The organism is Variovorax sp. LjRoot290 (assembly GCF_964253985.1).
Taxonomy (GTDB): domain Bacteria; phylum Pseudomonadota; class Gammaproteobacteria; order Burkholderiales; family Burkholderiaceae_C; genus Variovorax.
In genome coordinates this window covers 1082343-1099243 of record NZ_CAXURW020000002.1, presented here as the reverse complement: position 1 = coordinate 1099243, position 16901 = coordinate 1082343, and the positions used below count along the sequence as shown (strand labels likewise).

At 65.5% G+C, this 16901-nt stretch carries 14 protein-coding genes; 7 read left to right on the top strand and 7 right to left on the bottom strand.

What is annotated here, in order from left to right; translation table 11 throughout:
• Positions 1 to 246 precede the first annotated feature (246 nt).
• Complete coding sequence (locus ACSQ9A_RS34280) at positions 247 to 3435, top strand: AAA family ATPase (protein WP_436307229.1); 3189 nt, start codon at positions 247 to 249, stop codon at positions 3433 to 3435.
• Positions 3436 to 3727: 292 nt separating this feature from the next.
• Here the strand turns inward: ACSQ9A_RS34280 and ACSQ9A_RS34275 are convergent, their stop codons facing one another.
• Together ACSQ9A_RS34275 and ACSQ9A_RS34270 are read right to left on the bottom strand one after the other, a co-directional pair.
• Positions 3728 to 4000 (bottom strand): hypothetical protein, encoded by a 273-nt coding sequence (locus tag ACSQ9A_RS34275; protein WP_436307228.1) that lies wholly within the window; start codon positions 3998 to 4000, stop codon positions 3728 to 3730.
• Position 4001: 1 nt separating this feature from the next.
• Positions 4002 to 4364 (bottom strand): transporter substrate-binding domain-containing protein, encoded by a 363-nt coding sequence (locus ACSQ9A_RS34270; RefSeq protein ID WP_436307227.1) that lies wholly within the window; start codon positions 4362 to 4364, stop codon positions 4002 to 4004.
• A 75-nt stretch (positions 4365 to 4439) separates the two neighbouring features.
• On the opposite strand from ACSQ9A_RS34270, the gene ACSQ9A_RS34265 reads away from it, so the two are divergent.
• A protein-coding gene (locus ACSQ9A_RS34265; protein ID WP_436298215.1) for an IS5 family transposase occupies positions 4440 to 5304 on the top strand; the annotation gives its coding sequence in 2 pieces (ribosomal slippage) (positions 4440 to 4858 and positions 4857 to 5304; 867 coding nt in all).
• A 384-nt stretch (positions 5305 to 5688) separates the two neighbouring features.
• Here ACSQ9A_RS34265 and ACSQ9A_RS34260 read toward each other — a convergent pair.
• On the bottom strand, positions 5689 to 5901 hold the full coding sequence (locus tag ACSQ9A_RS34260; RefSeq protein ID WP_436298182.1) for a hypothetical protein: 213 nt from the start codon (positions 5899 to 5901) through the stop codon (positions 5689 to 5691).
• A 346-nt stretch (positions 5902 to 6247) separates the two neighbouring features.
• Here ACSQ9A_RS34260 and ACSQ9A_RS34255 point away from each other — a divergent pair, with 346 nt between their 5' ends.
• Positions 6248 to 7474 carry a GTPase gene (locus ACSQ9A_RS34255; RefSeq protein WP_436307226.1) on the top strand — a complete coding sequence of 409 codons (1227 nt, stop codon included), beginning with the start codon at positions 6248 to 6250 and terminating at the stop codon, positions 7472 to 7474.
• Between the two features lie 663 nt (positions 7475 to 8137).
• Here the strand turns inward: ACSQ9A_RS34255 and ACSQ9A_RS34250 are convergent.
• Complete coding sequence (locus ACSQ9A_RS34250; protein WP_436307225.1) at positions 8138 to 8449, bottom strand: hypothetical protein; 312 nt, start codon at positions 8447 to 8449, stop codon at positions 8138 to 8140.
• A 134-nt stretch (positions 8450 to 8583) separates the two neighbouring features.
• A complete protein-coding gene (locus tag ACSQ9A_RS34245) occupies positions 8584 to 8829 on the bottom strand; it encodes a hypothetical protein (RefSeq protein WP_436307224.1) in 246 nt (81 codons plus the stop codon).
• Between the two features lie 78 nt (positions 8830 to 8907).
• Here ACSQ9A_RS34245 and ACSQ9A_RS34240 point away from each other — a divergent pair, with 78 nt between their 5' ends.
• On the top strand, positions 8908 to 10980 hold the full coding sequence (locus tag ACSQ9A_RS34240) for a thioredoxin domain-containing protein (RefSeq protein WP_436307223.1): 2073 nt from the start codon (positions 8908 to 8910) through the stop codon (positions 10978 to 10980).
• 1003 nt (positions 10981 to 11983) lie between these two features.
• Positions 11984 to 13120, top strand: coding sequence for a tetratricopeptide repeat protein (locus ACSQ9A_RS34235; protein ID WP_436307222.1), 1137 nt, complete (start codon positions 11984 to 11986; stop codon positions 13118 to 13120).
• Here ACSQ9A_RS34235 and ACSQ9A_RS34230 read toward each other — a convergent pair.
• Together ACSQ9A_RS34230 and ACSQ9A_RS34225 are read right to left on the bottom strand one after the other, a co-directional pair.
• Positions 13084 to 14457: a sensor histidine kinase gene (locus tag ACSQ9A_RS34230; protein ID WP_436307221.1), complete on the bottom strand. Its 1374-nt coding sequence runs from the start codon at positions 14455 to 14457 to the stop codon at positions 13084 to 13086. The genes ACSQ9A_RS34235 and ACSQ9A_RS34230 overlap by 37 nt on opposite strands.
• Positions 14454 to 15119: a winged helix-turn-helix domain-containing protein gene (locus ACSQ9A_RS34225; RefSeq protein ID WP_436307220.1), complete on the bottom strand. Its 666-nt coding sequence runs from the start codon at positions 15117 to 15119 to the stop codon at positions 14454 to 14456. The genes ACSQ9A_RS34230 and ACSQ9A_RS34225 overlap by 4 nt, the downstream gene beginning before the upstream one ends.
• A 164-nt stretch (positions 15120 to 15283) precedes the next feature.
• On the opposite strand from ACSQ9A_RS34225, the gene ACSQ9A_RS34220 reads away from it, so the two are divergent.
• Complete coding sequence (locus tag ACSQ9A_RS34220; RefSeq protein WP_436307219.1) at positions 15284 to 15817, top strand: hypothetical protein; 534 nt, start codon at positions 15284 to 15286, stop codon at positions 15815 to 15817.
• 77 nt (positions 15818 to 15894) lie between these two features.
• A complete protein-coding gene (locus ACSQ9A_RS34215; protein ID WP_436307218.1) occupies positions 15895 to 16884 on the top strand; it encodes a hypothetical protein in 990 nt (329 codons plus the stop codon).
• Positions 16885 to 16901: the final 17 nt, after the last annotated feature.

Genomic DNA, 16901 nt, shown 5'->3' with positions numbered 1-16901 from the left:
CTTGACACAAGAGTCCCGTAGAAGCGGAAGTTGATCGATCGCGATCGGCCAGTTGTGGCGCTGCAAGCGCCCCGCATGGTCTGACGAAAATGGTCGACAACGCGGCGCATACTCGCGCGGACGGTGCAACCAAGATCGCAAGGAGAGACGGCCATGAGATGCCCTCACTGCCAGCACGACAACCCCGAAGGGGCAAGGTTCTGCAACGACTGTGCGCAACCGCTCCCGTCGCGGATGGACGTGCCAATGCATGCTGCATCGCCGGGTGTCGCGATCCCGAAGCATCTGGCCGAAAAGATCATCGGCTCCCAGCTCGCGCTGGAAGGCGAGCGCAAGCAGATCAGCGTGCTCTTCGCCGACATGAAGGGTTCGATGGAGCTGCTGGCCGGGCGTGACCCTGAGGAGGCCCGCAACATCCTCGACCCGGTGCTCGAGCAAATGATGGAAGCGGTCCATTACTACGAGGGCACGGTCAACCAGGTGATGGGTGACGGCATCATGGCACTGTTCGGTGCGCCGATCGCCCATGAAGATCACGCCGTGCGCGCATGCTGCGCGGCGCTTCGAATGCAAGCGACTGTGGAACGCCATAGCGAAGGGCTGCGACGCGCAGGCGCCACGCCGGTTGAGATCCGCGTCGGCGTCAACTCCGGTGAAGTCGTCGTTCGATCGATCAGCAGCGACTTGCACATGGACTACACGGCGGTCGGACAGACCACGCATCTCGCCGCGCGCATGGAACAGATGGCGAGCGCGAGCTCGATCCTGATCACCGCCGAGACGCTGCGCCTCGCGCAGGGAACCATGCTGGCCAATCCGCTGGGGCCGATCCGCGTCGCGGGGCTGCGCGAGCCGGTGAATGCGTATGAACTGATCGGTGTCGGCCCGGCGCGCAGCCGGCTGCAGGCCGCGGCAACCCGAGGGCTGGGCCGATTCGTAGGCCGCGATCGCGAAATGGGTGCGCTGGCGAGTGCCATCGATCTTGCGGCGCGGGGCCATGGGCAAATCGTCACAGTAATCGGCGAGGCAGGGGTCGGCAAGTCACGTCTGCTGCACGAGTTCGTTCACGGTAGCGGTACCTGTGGCTGGCTGGTCCTCGAAACTGGCTGTGTTTCTTATGGCAAGACGAAGGGTTACCTGCCCGTCATCGACGCGCTCAAGACCTACTTCGCCATTGAGGAACGTGACGACGGGCGCAGAGTGCGCGACCGAGTGACCGGCAAGCTGCTGTCGCTCGATCGCTCGCTCGAGCCCACGCTGCCTGCGCTGTGGGCGCTGTTGGACGTGCTGCCTGAAGAGGACCCCTGGCAGCGCCTCGACCCCGGGCAGCGGCGGCAGGCCATCGTCGACGCCCTGAAGCGGCTCGTACTGCGCGAGTGCCAAGTGCAGCCTGTCGTGTTGGTGTTCGAAGACTTGCAATGGGTCGACGCGGAGAGCCGGGCGGTGCTCGACACGCTGGTCGAGGGCCTGCCTACTGCGAAACTGTTGTTGCTTGTGAGCTGCCGGCCCGAGGCCGGGCATCCGCGGGGCCAGAAGACCCACTACCAGCAATTGCACCTCGATCCACTGCCGCGCGCATCCGCCGAGGAGTTGCTCGACGCGCTGTTGGGTCAGGCGAGCGATCTACACGATCTGCGGCAGCACCTCATCGAGCGCACCGAAGGCAACCCGTTTTTTATCGAGGAATCCGTATCCGCGCTGGCCGAAACCGGCGCGCTTGCCGGTGACCAGGGCGCCTATCGATTGGGCCGAGCGGTAGAAGCGTCTAAGGTACCCGCGACCGTGCAAGCGATTCTGGCGGCGCGCATCGATCGTCTTGCGCCTGATGACAAGCAGCTGCTGCAAGCTGCTGCCGTGGTCGGCAAGGACGTTCCGTTCGCCCTGTTGCGATCGATCGCCGGGGTCGCGGAGGATGTGCTGCGAGCGACGCTTGTACGCCTGCAGGCGGCCGAATTTCTCTACGAGGCGGCGCTATTCCCCGATCTCGAGTACACGTTCAAGCATGCGCTGACGCATGAGGTCAGCTATGCGAGCCTGCTCGGCGAACGGCGGCGCGAGCTGCACGCTCGCGTCGTCGCTGCAATCGAAGCGCTCTATCGCGATCGAATCGGTGAACATTCCGAGTGGCTGGCTCATCACGCGCTGCGCGGTGGGCTGAAGGGCAAAGCCATCTCGTACCTGAACGATGCGGGCACCAAGGCCGTCATGCGCTCGGCCCATCGCGAAGCGACCGGGTTCTTCGAAGAAGCCTTGGCCCTGGTGGCGGGTCTGCCTGAAACGCGCGAGACGCTCGCCAGCGCCCTCGAGTCGCTCACGGGCCTCGGGCCCGCGCTGATGGCGATCAAGGGCGGTTGGGACCGGGACGTCGAGGCTTGCTATACGAAGGCGCTCGATCTCTGCGATCGTCTGGGCGAGACCTCGCGCCGGTTTCCAGTGCTGTTCGGGCTCTGGGGCTGTCACTACAGCCGCGGCGAGCACGAGCGTGCGAGGGAATTGGCAGTTGGGCTCATGCGCGTGGCCGGCGAGGACGACGAGTACATGCGGCTCGAGGCCCGACATTCATTGTGGTCGACGGAGATCGCAGTGGGGCGGCCGACGGAGGCCCTGCCTCATTTGGAGCAGGGTCACCTCCTCTATCGTCAGTACGAACGCTCGGCATGGTGGATCTACGGCACTCACGACCCTGGGGTTTGCTGCTACCAGATGGGGGCCATCGGCGCGTGGCTACTCGGGAACTTCGACCAGGCGCGCGACGACGCCGTGCGCGGACTGCAGTTGGCCAGGCGGGTGCGTCATCCGGGCACGATCGTGCTCGCGCACCAGCTCGCCGCCGTCGTTTATTACCACCTTGGCGACCGCGGTGCAGCGAACCTGCACGCCAAGGCGGCCTCGCGCCTTGGGCGCGCTCATGGCGTGATGGGCTGGCCCGAGCATGCCTCGATCATTCTCGCGCGGCTGCTGGTGGAGGAAGGACGCATCGACGAAGCGATCCACATCGCCGAGGAAAGCCTACCGGCCTCATTGCGTGCAGGCTGGCCCTGGAGCGCCAGCATCAGCTTCGGCCTCGTTGCCGACATCTACGGACGGACGGGCCAGCCCGCCAAGGGGCTCGACATGCTGCGGTCGCTTGAACCAAAACACTTCGAGGGACTCTACGGACCGGAGCTACACCGTCTCTATGGCAACCTGCTGTTGGCCGGCTCGCCGCAGGCAACCGATGAAGCCGAAACGCGCTTGCGCAAGGCCGCCGCGCTGGCCCGCGAACGCCAGATGAAGTCGCTCGAGCTTCGCGCAGCGATGAGCCTTGCGTACCTCCTCGCGCCTCGCGATCGCCGCGCGGCGCGCGCCGCGCTGTCGGTGGTCGATGACTTCAGGGAAGGCTCTGAAGTCGCCGACCTTCGAACCGCAAGGGCATTGCGAGGCTGGCTCGGATGACCGTCCGCCCTTCCAAGAATCCACCGACTGCTTCGGTCGATAGCGGCGCCGAGAGGCCGCTATCGGGGAACGGCATGGTCTGACGGATATTGACCGGCTGCGGCGGGTACGCTCAGGCAGCGCGAACGACCGCAGCCGCATACCTGCCGTAGGACTGTCGATGACGACAGGCAGGACTGGGCCCGAAGCCGTCCTTCGGCGAGTCGCACTTGGCGCCGCAAAACGGTCGTCCAACGGGGGGCTCGATGGTGTCGGCTGCCTGCTGTCCGCTGCTACACAACGTTGGAGAATGTCATTTCAATGGCGCGACGGCTACGCCATGCAGGCTGGCTCTATCGATTGCGGTCTTGACCAGGTGGACTGCTTTTGCATCCTCGACGAACTTGCCGACGTACGAAGCAGCGATGGGCTTGCGCCCCTTGGGCACGCCCATGCCGACTGGTTCGACGAGGAACCGGCCGTCGAGCACTCGCGAGCCCGGGTGACTGCCGGACCGCTCGAAGAGGGCTGACTTGGTCGCGGCGATGACGTCCGCCTGCGTCGATACGAACACAGCATCGAACAACTCATCGATACTCTTTGCGCGGACAAGCGTCGCATTCTTCAGGGTGTTCGATTCCGGGCTTGTCCACGTCCGCCATCGTGGAAATAGGTACGCCGGTGCGGACGAGATACCCCTGCTCGACTTCAAGGTAGGGCGCGGAAAATTCGATGGCAGCCGCGCGCTCCGCATTGATGCCCATCAGCGCGACATCCCATTCTGCGGACTCCGCTGCGCTGAGTATTGCTGCGGCGTTTGCATAGGGGACCGGCTCGAACGGCACGCCAACGCGGCGTGCCAGTTCCTTCCCGAGATCGACAGCCTGGCCTTTGAACTCGCCTGTCGCTGGGTCCTTGATCGCATAGAGCGGCGCCGAGAGAATTGCCACCCGAAGCTTAGAGCTTATCCGTAAATAGTAAACTACGCCTCCGAGCCGCATTGAGCGCGGTGTCGGAGCGAGACGATGACGGCAAAGCGAGTCGAGTCCTGGGTGGTGACGGATGAGTTCTGGCAGCGGGTCGAACCGCTGATTCCGGCGCGCGCCGCATTGCCGAAGAAGGCGTACGTTCGAAGTCCTGGCGCAGGACGACCGCCGAAGCCTGCGCGGCAGGTGTTCGAGGCCATCGTGTACGTGCTGCGCACGGGGTGCCAGTGGAAAGCATTGCCCAAGGAACGCTTCGGCAGCGCCAGCGCCATCCACAAGCGCTTTCTCGAGTGGGAGAGGGCAGGCTTCTTCGAGGCACTGTGGAAGGCAGGGCTGGCGGAGTATGACCAGATGCAAGGCATCGCCTGGCGATGGCAGAGCGTTGACGGGGCGATGTTCAAGGCTCCCTTGGCGCAAGAATCTGTCGGACCGAACCCGACGGACCGGGGGAAAAAAGGGGAGCAAGCGCCACCTGCTGGTGGACGGCCGTGGCGTCCCGTTGTCGTTCATCGTGACCGGGGCCAACGTGAATGACGGCAAGCGAATCGATGAGGTCCTCAGCGCCATCGTGGTCGAGCGCGAGCGGACGCCAATTCGACGCAGCAAACACCTGTGCGCAGATGCCGGCTACCGAAGCGCGGAGGCCCTTCACATCATTGAGTCGCACGGCTATATCCCTCATGTCGTGGACCGTAGGCAAGAGACTGAGGCCAAACGGCGCCAGCCGTGGAAGAAGGCTCGCCGTTGGGTGGTCGAGGTATGCCACAGTTGGTTCAACCGCTTCCGCAAGCTGTTGGTGCGCTACGAGAAGCTCGAACGCAGCTTCCTCGCACTGAATCATCTTGCCGCCGCAATCATTGCCTACCGAAAGGTGCCGCTGGCGGTGAATATTATTTACGGATAACTTCTTACCGGTCGGCGCCAGCGCATGTTGCGCTTCAGGGGTGGGTGTTTGCGTACTTGCACAGCCACCCAAAAGCGAAGCAAGTACGCCAATGATGGACCAGCGAGCAATACGCATAGCATCCTCCTCCGAACTCGAGTGGCTCACTAACCTGGATGTCCAGCAACAGACTCGCACCCCGCGGCTTGCACCGCCTCGGCACTCATGGGCCCCTTCATGAACTGGTCAATCAGCTCCTTGGGAATCGACGGCAACGCCGCCGCGGCGGCCGCTGCCGCCTTCGTCGTCTTCCTGCTTGGCATACATGCTCCCGGTCGTCATGCCATGCCTCGCACAAAAAATTACGGACAGGCTCGCGTTGCCGCAGCCAGTAGTGGCCCGCCCCTATTTCTTGGGGACCATGATGCCGAGCATCAGCTCGGTATTGAGCGAGGCCAATTGCTGCACCAGCCCCCACTGCTTCGTCATGAGAGCCACGAATTCAGGGTTGGCCGGTACAGCTCTGGCCGAGAGCGCCAGCTGCGACATCGACTGCGCGAGGCTCTGCTGCTCCGCATAGATTTTCTTCGCTGCTTCCGTGTACTCATCGAGCGTCATGCAATGTCTCCATGTGGTGGTGTCCAATCTTAGCCGCATGGAAGCTTGGTCCGACCGCCCCTCCGCGAATCCGTAGGCTCACGTCCGAAAGCGCACCTCCACCTCGAGCTCGAAACCCGATGGAGACGGGCTTTGTTGGTGTTGCGGCATGTCGTGCCAGCTGCGCAAGACCTTCTCGCTCTCGGAAAGCGCGCCTTGATAGGTCAGAAACTGCTGGTGTCCCTTTGTCTTCTCAGCGGCCTCTTCATAGAACTTGAAGGAGCGCTCTCGGAGTGAGTGAACCCCACCGGCATGCCGGGGCACTGCGGCGCCTCAACCTGAGCAGGACCAAACCGCTGACACCGAAGTGGACCGAACCCCGGCCCAGCACCGAAAGCGGGCGGACGCCGTACGGGTCCGGCTCCAGGCCCAGTGCCCATTGCATCGCGTCGATGAGCCAGATCAGCGTGACGAAACCGAAGGCGATCTTGAGGGCAAGGCGGAAGTGGGCTCGGGCCTGCTCGGAGCCTGCGTACGCCGGGTCGGGGGCCTGGAGCTGCACGAGGAACACAATAGAGGCGAGGACGCTGATATCGTGCCCGCGAATCTTTCGCCCGACTACAAGGCGGCCGAAGCCGCCTTCCGCAAGAGCCGCGACCCGTGCGAACGTATGGAGTGGTTGCGCGAGATGCTGCGCACGATTCCCAAGCACAAGGGCACGGAGCACCTGCAGGCAGATATCAAGGCCCGCATCAAGGGACTCGCCGAACAGCTGGAAGGTGCTACGAAGGGCGCAGGGCACGGCGGCCCGGCGCTGGTGATCCGCGCCGAAGGCGCGGCGCAGATCGCGCTGATAGGGCCACCGAACGCAGGAAAGTCCTCGCTGCACGCGCGGCTGACGGGTTCCGCGGCGCACGTCGGTCTGTATCCGTTCACGACGCAGTACCCGGAAGCCGGGATGATGCCGCACGAGGATGTGCACTTCCAACTGATCGACCTGCCGCCGATCGCCCCGGAGCATCCTGTGCCATGGCTGGTCAACACCTTGCAGACGGCCGACGCGGCGCTGCTGGTCGTGGATCTGGGCGAGCCCTCGTGCATAGAGCAGCTGCAGGCCGTGCGGTCAATGCTGGGGCAGCAGCGCGTGACGCTTACAGAGCGTCTGGAGGCGACCGCAGACGAGGACCCCTTCGCGCTGCGGCTGCCAACCCTAATGCTCGCGAACAAGGCGGATGGCGTGGCCGACCTCGATGCGGAACTCCTCGCACTGCGCGAGCTGTCGGGCTCGCGCCTGCCGGTGTTCGCCGTTTCCGCGGCCACGGGTCACGGCCTGGGGGACATCGGCCCGTGGCTATTCCAGAACCTCGGCATCGTGCGCGTCTACACCAAGACTCCGGGGCATCCCGCCGACAAGCACCGGCCATTTACGCTTCGCCGCGGCCAGACTGTGGGCGACGTCGCGCGGCTGGTGCATAAGGATCTGGCGCGCTCGTTGCGCTACGCGCGCGTCTGGGGCAGGTCAGGGTTCGAAGGGCAGCAGGTCGGGCACGACCACTGCGTCGCGGATGGCGATATCGTCGAGCTGCACGCATGAGCCGTGTCAGCCCTCGGTCCCGCCGTTCGCCACTCGTTTGCCATTCACTTGCTCGATATCTTCCCGAAGCCGGCTTCCGCCAGGGGCCGGTATGCCGGTGGCCACATTCCGCAGGATGGTCTGGCGAAGGTCATCACTGCGGAGGAGCAATTCCCACCTGGCCCCTCACATCCTGGCTCTGGCTACTCAAAGCCGCCTTGCGACGAGGACGGCTCCTGGCCGGCTCCGCCCTTCGCCAAGGCGACAGATGGAGCCCAAAGCGGCTGTCTGATGGCAAGGTCAGGACGACGCGAAGCGGATGGATCGCGGGCAGGCGTGACTTGACCGACCGACCTTTTCACCACGAGGGCAGAGCGCCGGAGTCTGTCAAGCCCCGCGCTGTTACTCGCATTGAGCAAGCCGAGCCCAAGAATCTTCGAGCAACCGGACGTCCACGTCGGCTTCGATGCTGTTGCGAAGTCTTCGTTATCGACGCGAAAAAGGCATAGACTGGAAGACGCTCGGGCGAACTCTTGACGCCCTAAGGAGCCGGTCATGACCAAGTCGTCGTTGCCGCAGGCTCAGCGACGAAGATCAGGAACAAGGACTCGACCTCGCTGATCACGGCGAAAAAGCCCACAACTTCTGATTCGTCGACCCGGGGCCGCGATCTCAGAGAGGTTCCTACAAGGTCTTCAGCCCCAGCCAAGCCGCCGCGATCACCGCATTCACCGACACGCTCAAGGCGCTCGGCACATAGAACAGCGCCGATACCGCCGGCGCGCCAATCAGGATTTCGACAATCCCCCCCAACCCGTACAACAGCACGGCGCACCACAGCCAGCGTCGCATGTAAGTGGGAAGCCAGTGAGCTTGAGATTGGTTGTGCCGCCAGGCCGCTGAGCGCTCGATGAGGCTGCCTTGTGTGGCGTCCCGGAAGAGCCACTCGAAAAAGAAGTAGCGGTACAGGAGAGTGTGGAAGGTCAGCTCATGCACGATTCATTTCCTTCTGGTGGCGGTGGTTAGTCGCAGTCGTTTCTGACAGCGTATCGGGAAGACTGATACCTCTTGCGGGCCGGCGACTTTGCCAAGATGGACATCATCGACTGCGGCGCTGGCTCTTAGACAATCTATGCAATGCTGGGTTCCATGGCACCGCCTTCGCACAGGACCATCAACGCGCATGTGTGGCCGAGACTCTCAAGAGGCACCGACCCGGACATCGGCTGAGTCGGTCGTCGGCCGACTTCGCTGGCTGTACCGGCCGCGTTGGTACGCTCGTGATAGCGCAGCACCGCTTCGACCTTGTCGGCGTCGTGGATCTCAGCGCCGCCACATTCCCGTGGAGGTGTAGCGTACTTTCTTTCCTTGATCATGACCGCGCCTTCGATAAGGCATAGGCTAAAACAATGGCGAACGTTCCCAGACAAACTCCGAGGCCGGGGCCGCTGTCCATGACGCCTCGCAGTTCGCAACCCGCGGACCGCCCCACCAACCGCCTTGCTCGCGAGACGAGTCCCTACCTGCTGCAGCACGCGCACAACCCGGTGGACTGGTTTCCATGGGGCGAGGAGGCGTTCGCCAAGGCGCGCGCCGAGGACAAGCCCATCTTGCTGTCAGTGGGCTACGCCACCTGCCACTGGTGCCATGTGATGGAGCGCGAGAGCTTCGAGGACGTGGGGCTGGCGCGCCAGTTGGCCGATGCCTTCGTTGCGATCAAGGTCGACCGCGAGGAACTGCCCGACGTCGACCACGTCTACATGAGCGCGCTGCAGGCGCTCACGGGCCGCGGCGGCTGGCCGATGAACATGTTCCTCACGCCGCAACTTCGCGCTTTCTTCGGCGGCACGTACTTCCCGCCGCGATCGCGCCAAGGAATCCCCAGCTTTTCCGAGGTGCTCGCCGCCGTGCGCGAGGCCTGGGTCCACCGGCGGGGTGACATCGAGCGGGAGGCCCAAACGCTGCTCGATCTCGTGCGCCGCGGCACGACCCTCTCGGCCTGTACATCGGCCGATGACATGCACCGGCGAGCCGTGGCCCAGATCGCCCTGCGCTTCGACGAAACGCGCGGGGGCTTCGGCAGCGCGCCCAAGTTCCCGCAGACTCCGCTGCTGCAGTATCTGCTGGCGCTGGCCGCCAGCGGCGACGGGAGCGCGCGCACGATGCTCGTTGCGACGCTGCACCACATGGCCGCAGGCGGAATGTATGACCACGTCAGTGGTGGCTTCGCTCGCTACTCGACCGACGAGCGCTGGCATGTGCCGCACTTCGAAAAGATGCTGTACGACAACGCCCAGCTCGCGCGCGTGTATGCCGGCGCCTTCAGGCTGACCGGCGAAGAGAGGCTGCGCCTTGTCGCCGAGGGCACATTGACGTACCTGCTGCGCGAGATGCACCCCGCGGCTGCGCCGGCAGCCTACGCTTGCGCGCAGGACGCCGACGCCGAGGGCGTCGAGGGCAAATTCCACGTCTGGACGCTGGCCGAGTTCCGCGCCGTGCTCGGCGCCGATGCACAGGCCGCGGCGCGTCTGCATGGCGTGACGGTGCAGGGCAACTGGGAGCACGGCACGAACGTGCTCGAGCGCCGCGATCCGGAAGGCGTACGCGCCGAACTCGACCAGGAACCCGAGGCCTTCGCGTCCTGGGAACGCTCGGTGCGCGAGCGCCTCTACGCCGCGCGTGCCCAGCGCGCCCGGCCGATTACCGACGACAAGGTGCTGGCCGACTGGAACGGCATGGCGCTGCGCGCATTTGCTGAAGGAGGGCGTCTGCTCGGGCGAGACGACTTCGTGCAGGCTGCGCGAGAGCTCGCGCGCTTCCTGCTGGCGGCCATGGTCCGGGATGGGCGGGTCCACCACGCCTGGCGCGACGGCACGCTGCGCGATGAGGGGTACCTAGCCGACCATGCGCAACTCGGGCTCGGCCTCGTGGAACTGCATGCAGCCACCGGCGAGCTGGAGTGGCTAAACGCCGCGCTCGACCTGTGCGGCGGAATGGTCGAGCGCTTCCACGATGCGGTCGAAGGCTTCTTCGATAGCACGTCGACGCAGCTGCCGATGCGGGCGCACAGCCTCTACGACGGCGCAGTGCCCTCGGGTACTGCGGCGGCGTGCGAGCTGTTGCTGCGACTGGCGGGCCCCTATGAACGCAGCGACTGGACCGACATCGCAAGCGCGACGCTCGAGGGCCGCGGCGCGTTGATGGAGGAGGCGCCGATGGCCGCGCCAGCGTTGCTGCACGCACAGCTGCTGGCTGAGCGGGGGGCTGATCTTGCGATCCCGGCGGGACCGGGCAGCGAACGCCTGTGGGCGGCGGCGCAGCCGGCGTTTGCGCCACTGGTCACGCTCTTCCGTGGCTTTCCGGGGTCGGTGCCGCTGCTCGAAGGACGGATTGCGGGCGAGGCCTACCTGTGTCGGAATGGAAGCTGTGAGCTGCCGGCGCGATCGGTCGAAGCGCTGCGAGAGCAACTGGCAAAGGGGTTCTCTGGCACGGCCGGCAAGTTCGCAGCATCGGACGGCACTGCTTGAGGGTTGCGGCCGAGCCATCGGTTCAAGAGAAGGCCGGCGATCGTTCAACACGCGGAAATTGGCCGACGATGCCCTTGCGCCGACGGTTGCACGCGGCTTCGACCCGCCGATGCGTGCTGGAATGCCGGAAAGCGGTCGTCGTCGACGACCGTCGGCTCTTGGGCCGTCAGGGGGCATTTGGAGGCTCGGTCCAGGCTGCCCTGAGACCCGACGCATGTTCTTCGCGCACCTTCTTCAGGGATGGCTCCCAGCCCATGGCCGCCTCAACCTCACCGACGCATCCCCAGCAATCGCCGTCGCAGTCGGCCGACAAAGGGTCATCGTCTCGGTCGAGCTCACGCCCACAAATCTGACAGTCCATTCCTAGATTCTGCGGTTGGATTGAAGGTCCGGTCCTGGCAGGCGCCTGAAGCGCTCGGTGTGGCCTGCCGCCACTACAGCTGGCAGCGACGAACTTTCCGACACTGTTAACCATCGATCTCGCGCGCCTTACGCAGATTTCGACGAACTTTTCGCTCAACGTTCTCGTCGGGACGGTTCGCGACGATCTTTATTCCAAGGCTTCAACTGTGACCGGGAAGAATAAAGTTCGTCGACGACAATAAAGATGGTCGGGAAAGGCCTACATGGCGGCCGGAAGCTGGCCAATCCCTGTTGGCAAAAGCCGCGGGCATTTGCCAAAGGAGGAGGTGGACGCATTCTGCGACTACGCTTCGCTCCTTTGACCCTCAGAGATAAGGCCGCCTGAGACAACCCGGTAACGCCGCACGGACGGGAGGCTCGCTATGCTTCACCCGAAACGCTCCGCGCGTCAGATGCCATTTCAGGTTCGTTTCAGGAACAGCGCGTACGTTCATTCCGAAACATGCTGCGCTCACCCATTCTCCTGATTGCGCTGTTGGCCCCCAGTGTTGGGGCGCACACGGGCACGCTCCCCCCGCAAGCACCCGCGGCTCGGGATCGTGCGCCCGAGACGACCGCGGCTGACGGTGGGGCGTCGGCGTTGCGCGAGGCTCACGATCTGCTAAAGGCGCGACGGTATCGCGACGTCCTGATCCGGCTGCGTGAAGTCGACGGCGCCAGCCGGTCATCCATCGACGCCTTCGAAGTCGAGCAGCTTCGTGCCTCGGCAGCGAACGCGACCGGCGATCTTGCGTCGGCAGCGCGTGCCTACGAAACCATGTTGGCGTCACCTCATTTGGCGCCGGCCGATCGGCTGCCGACGATGCGCGCGCTGATCGGCGTGCATCACCAGCGCCATGATCACGCGCAGGTGATCGCCTGGGCCACGCGCTACCTGAAGGAGGGCGGCGCCGAACCGCAGGTGGGCGCGTGGCTCGCGCAGGCGTACTTCGACAGCGGCGACTTCGCCAACGCGGCACGCGAGCTGCAACGAGGATTGCTTGTCGCCGAGCGCTCGAGCCAGGTCCCGCCGGAGGAGCAGCTGTTGCTGCTGCACAGGAGCTACACCCAGCTCGGCGATGCCAGCGCGGTGTCGTGGACGCTCGAGAAGCTGCTCGTCCACCATCCGCGCAAGCGCTACTGGTCCGAGCTGCTCGACCGGCTCGAGAACCGCATCGACATCGGCCACCGCCTCACCCTCGATGTGCTGCGGCTGCGGTGGCTGACCGGCACGATGCGCGCCCCGGGTGACTACGTCGAGATGGGGACGCAGGCGCTGCAGGCGGGCTTTCCCGCCGAAGCGGTGAAGGTGCTCGAGCAGGGCTTCGCCAGCGGCGCGCTCGGCAAGAGTGCGCAGGGCCGCGAGCACGAGGCGCTGCGTGCGAAGGCGCTGCGCCAGCAGGACGAGTCGCGGCAGACGCTGGCCCGGCCCGATGCCGCGGCCGCGGCGACGGCCGCGCGCGATGGCATCTGGCTGCACAACCTCGGCTTCGCCTACGTGACGCAGGGCGATTTCGCGAAGGGCCTGGCGCTGATGGAACAGGGCATGCGCAAAGGCGGCATGGGTGAGAAGCCGCAGGATGCGAGGCTGCGCCTGGGCATCGCCTACCTGCTCGCCGGGCAGAAGGACAAGTCGATCGAGACGCTGACCAACATCGGCGGCGTCCATGGCGCGGCGGACCTCGGTCGCATCTGGTCGATCTACGCACGCACCGCCGGTAGCTCGACCAACACCTGAAGGCCGCTGCCCGGTGGACCGGCAGGATGCGCACTGATCGTGCCACCATGCAGGCCCACGATGCTGCGGCTGATCGCCAGCCCGAGGCCTGTGCCACGGTCCTCCTTCTCGTCGGCGCCGCTGTCGACGAAGCGGACGAAGCGCTCGAACACGCGCTCGCACTGCTCGGGCGTCAAGCCCGGACCCTGGTCCTGGAGGCTCAGCTGCCACACGCCCTGGTCGAGGCGGGAGTTCAGGCGTATCGGTGCGCCCGGCGGCGACACCCGGATCGCATTGACCAGCAGGTTCAGCAGAACCTGCCGCATCCACCGCTCGTCGAAAGGCACCGCCCCGTGCCCCTCGTGCGACCATTCGAAGCGCAAGCCCTGGTGCTCGGCAAGCGCCTGTGCATCCTGCGCAAAGCCGTGCAGGAAGGCCGCTGGATCGCGCGGCACCAGCTCTAGCTGCATCACGTGCGCGTCGGCACGCGAGAGCAGCAGCAGGTCCTCGATGATGCGCGTCAGGCGCTCGATCTCCTCCAGCTGGTCCTGCAAGGCCTCGCGGTGGCGCACCGGCAGCGACTCGTCGCCGATCATCCTCTCGGCCTGCAGCCGGATGAGCGACAGCGGCGTCTTCAGCTCGTGGGAGGCCTCGGCGGTGAAACGGCGGATCTGCAGGAAGGTGGCCTCTAGCCGGTCGAACATCTGGTTCAGCAGGCGCGCGACATCGGACACCTCGTCGCGCACGTCGGCCACCGCGATGCGCTCGCCCAGGTTGTCCGAGCTGATGCGCAAGGCCGCGTCGCGGATCAGCCTCACCGGCGCGAGGATCAGCCGGCTCAGCCCGGCCCCGATGAGCAGACTGACGGCCAGCATCGCCACCACCAGCGCGGCGCACACCTTCACGTAGCTCGCCATCACCTCATTCACCTGCGCGAGCGGTGTGGCGACCATCACGATGAAGGGCTTCATGTAGAACTCGGCTGCGCGCACGTCGCCGACCTCGGGAATGCGGACGCTGAACTGCTCGGCGCCGGCCACGTCGGGGATGTCGTGGCCGTTCAGGTTCGTCGAGCGGAAGATCGCGTTCTGCTTGGGCAGGCGGATCAGGATGTAAAACAGCGTCGATGCCGACTCGGTCGTCTCGCGGATGCGCATCTCGATGAAGGGCGCGCTCAGCGTCTCGTACTCGGGTCCGAGGCGCGAGGCGATCTGCTGGAACTCGGCGCGGTTCAGCAGGTCCAGCCCGTGCAGCAGGTTGCGTTCAAGCAGCGCATAGCCGGCAACGAACAGCACGGCCAGCGTCGCCGTCGCGGCGCCGGCATACCACAGCGCAATGCGTGCGCCGATCGACCTCATGTGAACTGGTAGCCGACTCCGCGCACCGTCTTGAAGCGGCTCTTGCCCGGCACGACATCGAGCTTCGCACGCAGGCGGCTCATGTAGACGTCGAGCAGGTTGGTGTCGACGTCGTAGTGCGAGGCCCAGATCTTCTCGGCGATCATCGTGCGGGGCAGGATGCGGCCCTGGTTCTGCATGAAGATCTCGAGCAGCGCGTACTCGCGGCTCGTGAGCTCGATCGGCTTGCCCTCGAGCTTGACCGTGCGGCTCAGCAGGTCGAGCTCGATGCCGTCGTGCTCGAGCACCGACTTTTTCACGCTGGCCTGGCGCCGCACCAGCGAGCGGACGCGCGCCTGCAGCTCGTCGAGGCTGAAGGGCTTGGGCAGGTAGTCGTCGGCGCCGAGGTTCAATCCCTTCACGCGGTCCTCGACCGTGTCGCGGGCGCTCAGGATCAGCACCGGCTCGTTGAAGCCGCTGTCGCGCCAGCGGCGCAGCAGGTCGAGCCCGTCGCCGTCGGGAAGGCCGAGGTCGAGCACGATCGCGTCGACAGTGCTCTGCGCCAGCGCGTCGTTGGCTTCCGCGCAGCTGCGCGCCCATTCGACGGTGTAGCGGCACTCGATCAGCCCCTGCTTGAGGAACTGGCCGAGGCGCGCCTGGTCCTCGACGATCAAAACCTTCATCTCGCACTCCTGGAACACTCGTCGGCCCGATGTTCCGCCGCCCGGCGCCGTTGGTCATCGGTGACAACCAGCAGGGACCTGAACGCATTTTCAGAATGCGTTTAGTTCGGATTCAGAACGAGCTCCTAGCCTTGGCGCACCGTTCAACCACCCACCATCCCGCCATGAAACTGCTCAGGAAGATCACCCTTGCCGCCGCCCTTGGCGTCTTGGCCGCCACCGCGGCGCTTGCCGCCGAGCCCGCGGCCATCCAGAAGAACTGGACGGCGCCGATGCACAAGATGCTGGCGCAGGCGCTCGTCGACGACGTGATGGCCAGCCATCCCGAGCTGCTGAGCCTGACGTTGCAGGGCGAGCCGCCCGGACACAAGGGCGTCTATACGATGTTCGCCGGCTCCTTTCCCGACCGCATCGGCAAGGTGTCGTCCGCCGTCGACGTGCTGGTCATCACGAAGGGCTACACGATCCTCGATCCGCGCTGGAACCAGGACGACAACCCGCGCAAGTCGACCTACCTGACGCCGCTGCGCGACAAGGCGGGCCAGAACGTCGGGCTGGCGGTGGTCGTGTTCAAGAACCCGGCGGGCACGAACAAGAGCGAGAAGGAGTTCTTCCTCGCCGCCTCCGAGATCCGCGACAAGCTGGCGCAACGCATCCCCAGCCACGCGGCGCTGTTCGGGCCGGCTGCGCAACCCTGACACGCCACCGCTTTCATCCCCTCCACGCACCCGGGGACCGGGCGGCGCGGGCCTCTTCACCCCTCCAGGAGATATGCATGCAACCGACCCCTTCGCTACTCGCCATCGCGGCGGCGCTCGTACTGGCCTTGCCGGCCTCCGCCGCCGAACCGAAGGCCGATAAAAAGGCGGAGGCCTACAAGGTCGCCGCGACGATCAAGACCGACATCCAGGCTCCGGTGCTGGCCCTGCGCGCCGACACGGATGCCCGGCGCCTCTACGTGGCTCGCCAGGGCGCCATCGAGGCGATCGACATCGACAACGGCAGCCGCACCGCCAAGCTGGCCGTGTCCGGCGCGGTGAGTGCCATCGCGCTGGCGCCCGAGTTGAATCGTGGCTTCGCGACCATCGCGAGCGACAACACGGTCGTGCTGTTCGACCTGAAGACGCTGCAGCTGCTGAAGACGGTGAAGTCGGGCGGCAGCGAGCCGGCTGGCATCGAGTACGAGGCCAGGACCAAGCGGCTCTTCGTCTCGCACGGCAAGGGCGGCGCGCTGAGCGTGCTGGCGGCCGACAGCGGTGAGGCGGTGGGCAGCGTCGCGCTGAAGGGCAAGCTGCGCGGCGTGGCTTCGGACACGCGCGGCGCGATCTACGTGGCCGACGAGGAGCAGAACGGCGTGCACGTGATCGACGCGCGCGAGCTGAAGGCCAAGGGCCTGATGTTGACCTGGCCGGCGACGAAGCCGACTTCGATCACGGTCGACGACAAGGAGCGCCGCGTCTACGTGGCGACCGCCAGCGGCCGCATGGTCGTGATCGATCCCGACATCGGCCAGATGGTCGGCTACGTGAGTACCGGGACGGGCGAGGGCGGCATCGTGGCGCAATACCAGCCCAATCGTTTCGTGCGCCTGTTCGTGCCCACCGCCGACGGCCAGCTCACGGTCGTGGCCAACGCCAAGCTGAGCGCGGCGGTCGAGAGCACGGCCAGGCCGGACGGGGCGCGCGGCACCGCGGTCGCGGTCGACGGCAAGAGCGGCAAGGCCTTCATGGCCAACGCCAACGACATCCTGGTCCTGAACAAGTGAATTGCAAGAGGTCCGAC

Excerpts from the sequence above, each read along its gene's own strand:
- ACSQ9A_RS34280 (WP_436307229.1), top strand. The coding sequence starts at position 247 with ATGCATGCTGCATCGCCGGGTGTCGCGATCCCGAAGCATCTGGCCGAA.
- ACSQ9A_RS34245 (WP_436307224.1), bottom strand. The coding sequence starts at position 8,829 with ATGATCAAGGAAAGAAAGTACGCTACACCTCCACGGGAATGTGGCGGC.
- ACSQ9A_RS34225 (WP_436307220.1), bottom strand. The coding sequence starts at position 15,119 with ATGAAGGTTTTGATCGTCGAGGACCAGGCGCGCCTCGGCCAGTTCCTC.
- ACSQ9A_RS34215 (WP_436307218.1), top strand. The coding sequence starts at position 15,895 with ATGCAACCGACCCCTTCGCTACTCGCCATCGCGGCGGCGCTCGTACTG.
- ACSQ9A_RS34220 (WP_436307219.1), top strand. The coding sequence starts at position 15,284 with ATGAAACTGCTCAGGAAGATCACCCTTGCCGCCGCCCTTGGCGTCTTG.
- ACSQ9A_RS34240 (WP_436307223.1), top strand. The coding sequence starts at position 8,908 with ATGACGCCTCGCAGTTCGCAACCCGCGGACCGCCCCACCAACCGCCTT.
- ACSQ9A_RS34260 (WP_436298182.1), bottom strand. The coding sequence starts at position 5,901 with ATGACGCTCGATGAGTACACGGAAGCAGCGAAGAAAATCTATGCGGAG.
- ACSQ9A_RS34230 (WP_436307221.1), bottom strand. The coding sequence starts at position 14,457 with ATGAGGTCGATCGGCGCACGCATTGCGCTGTGGTATGCCGGCGCCGCG.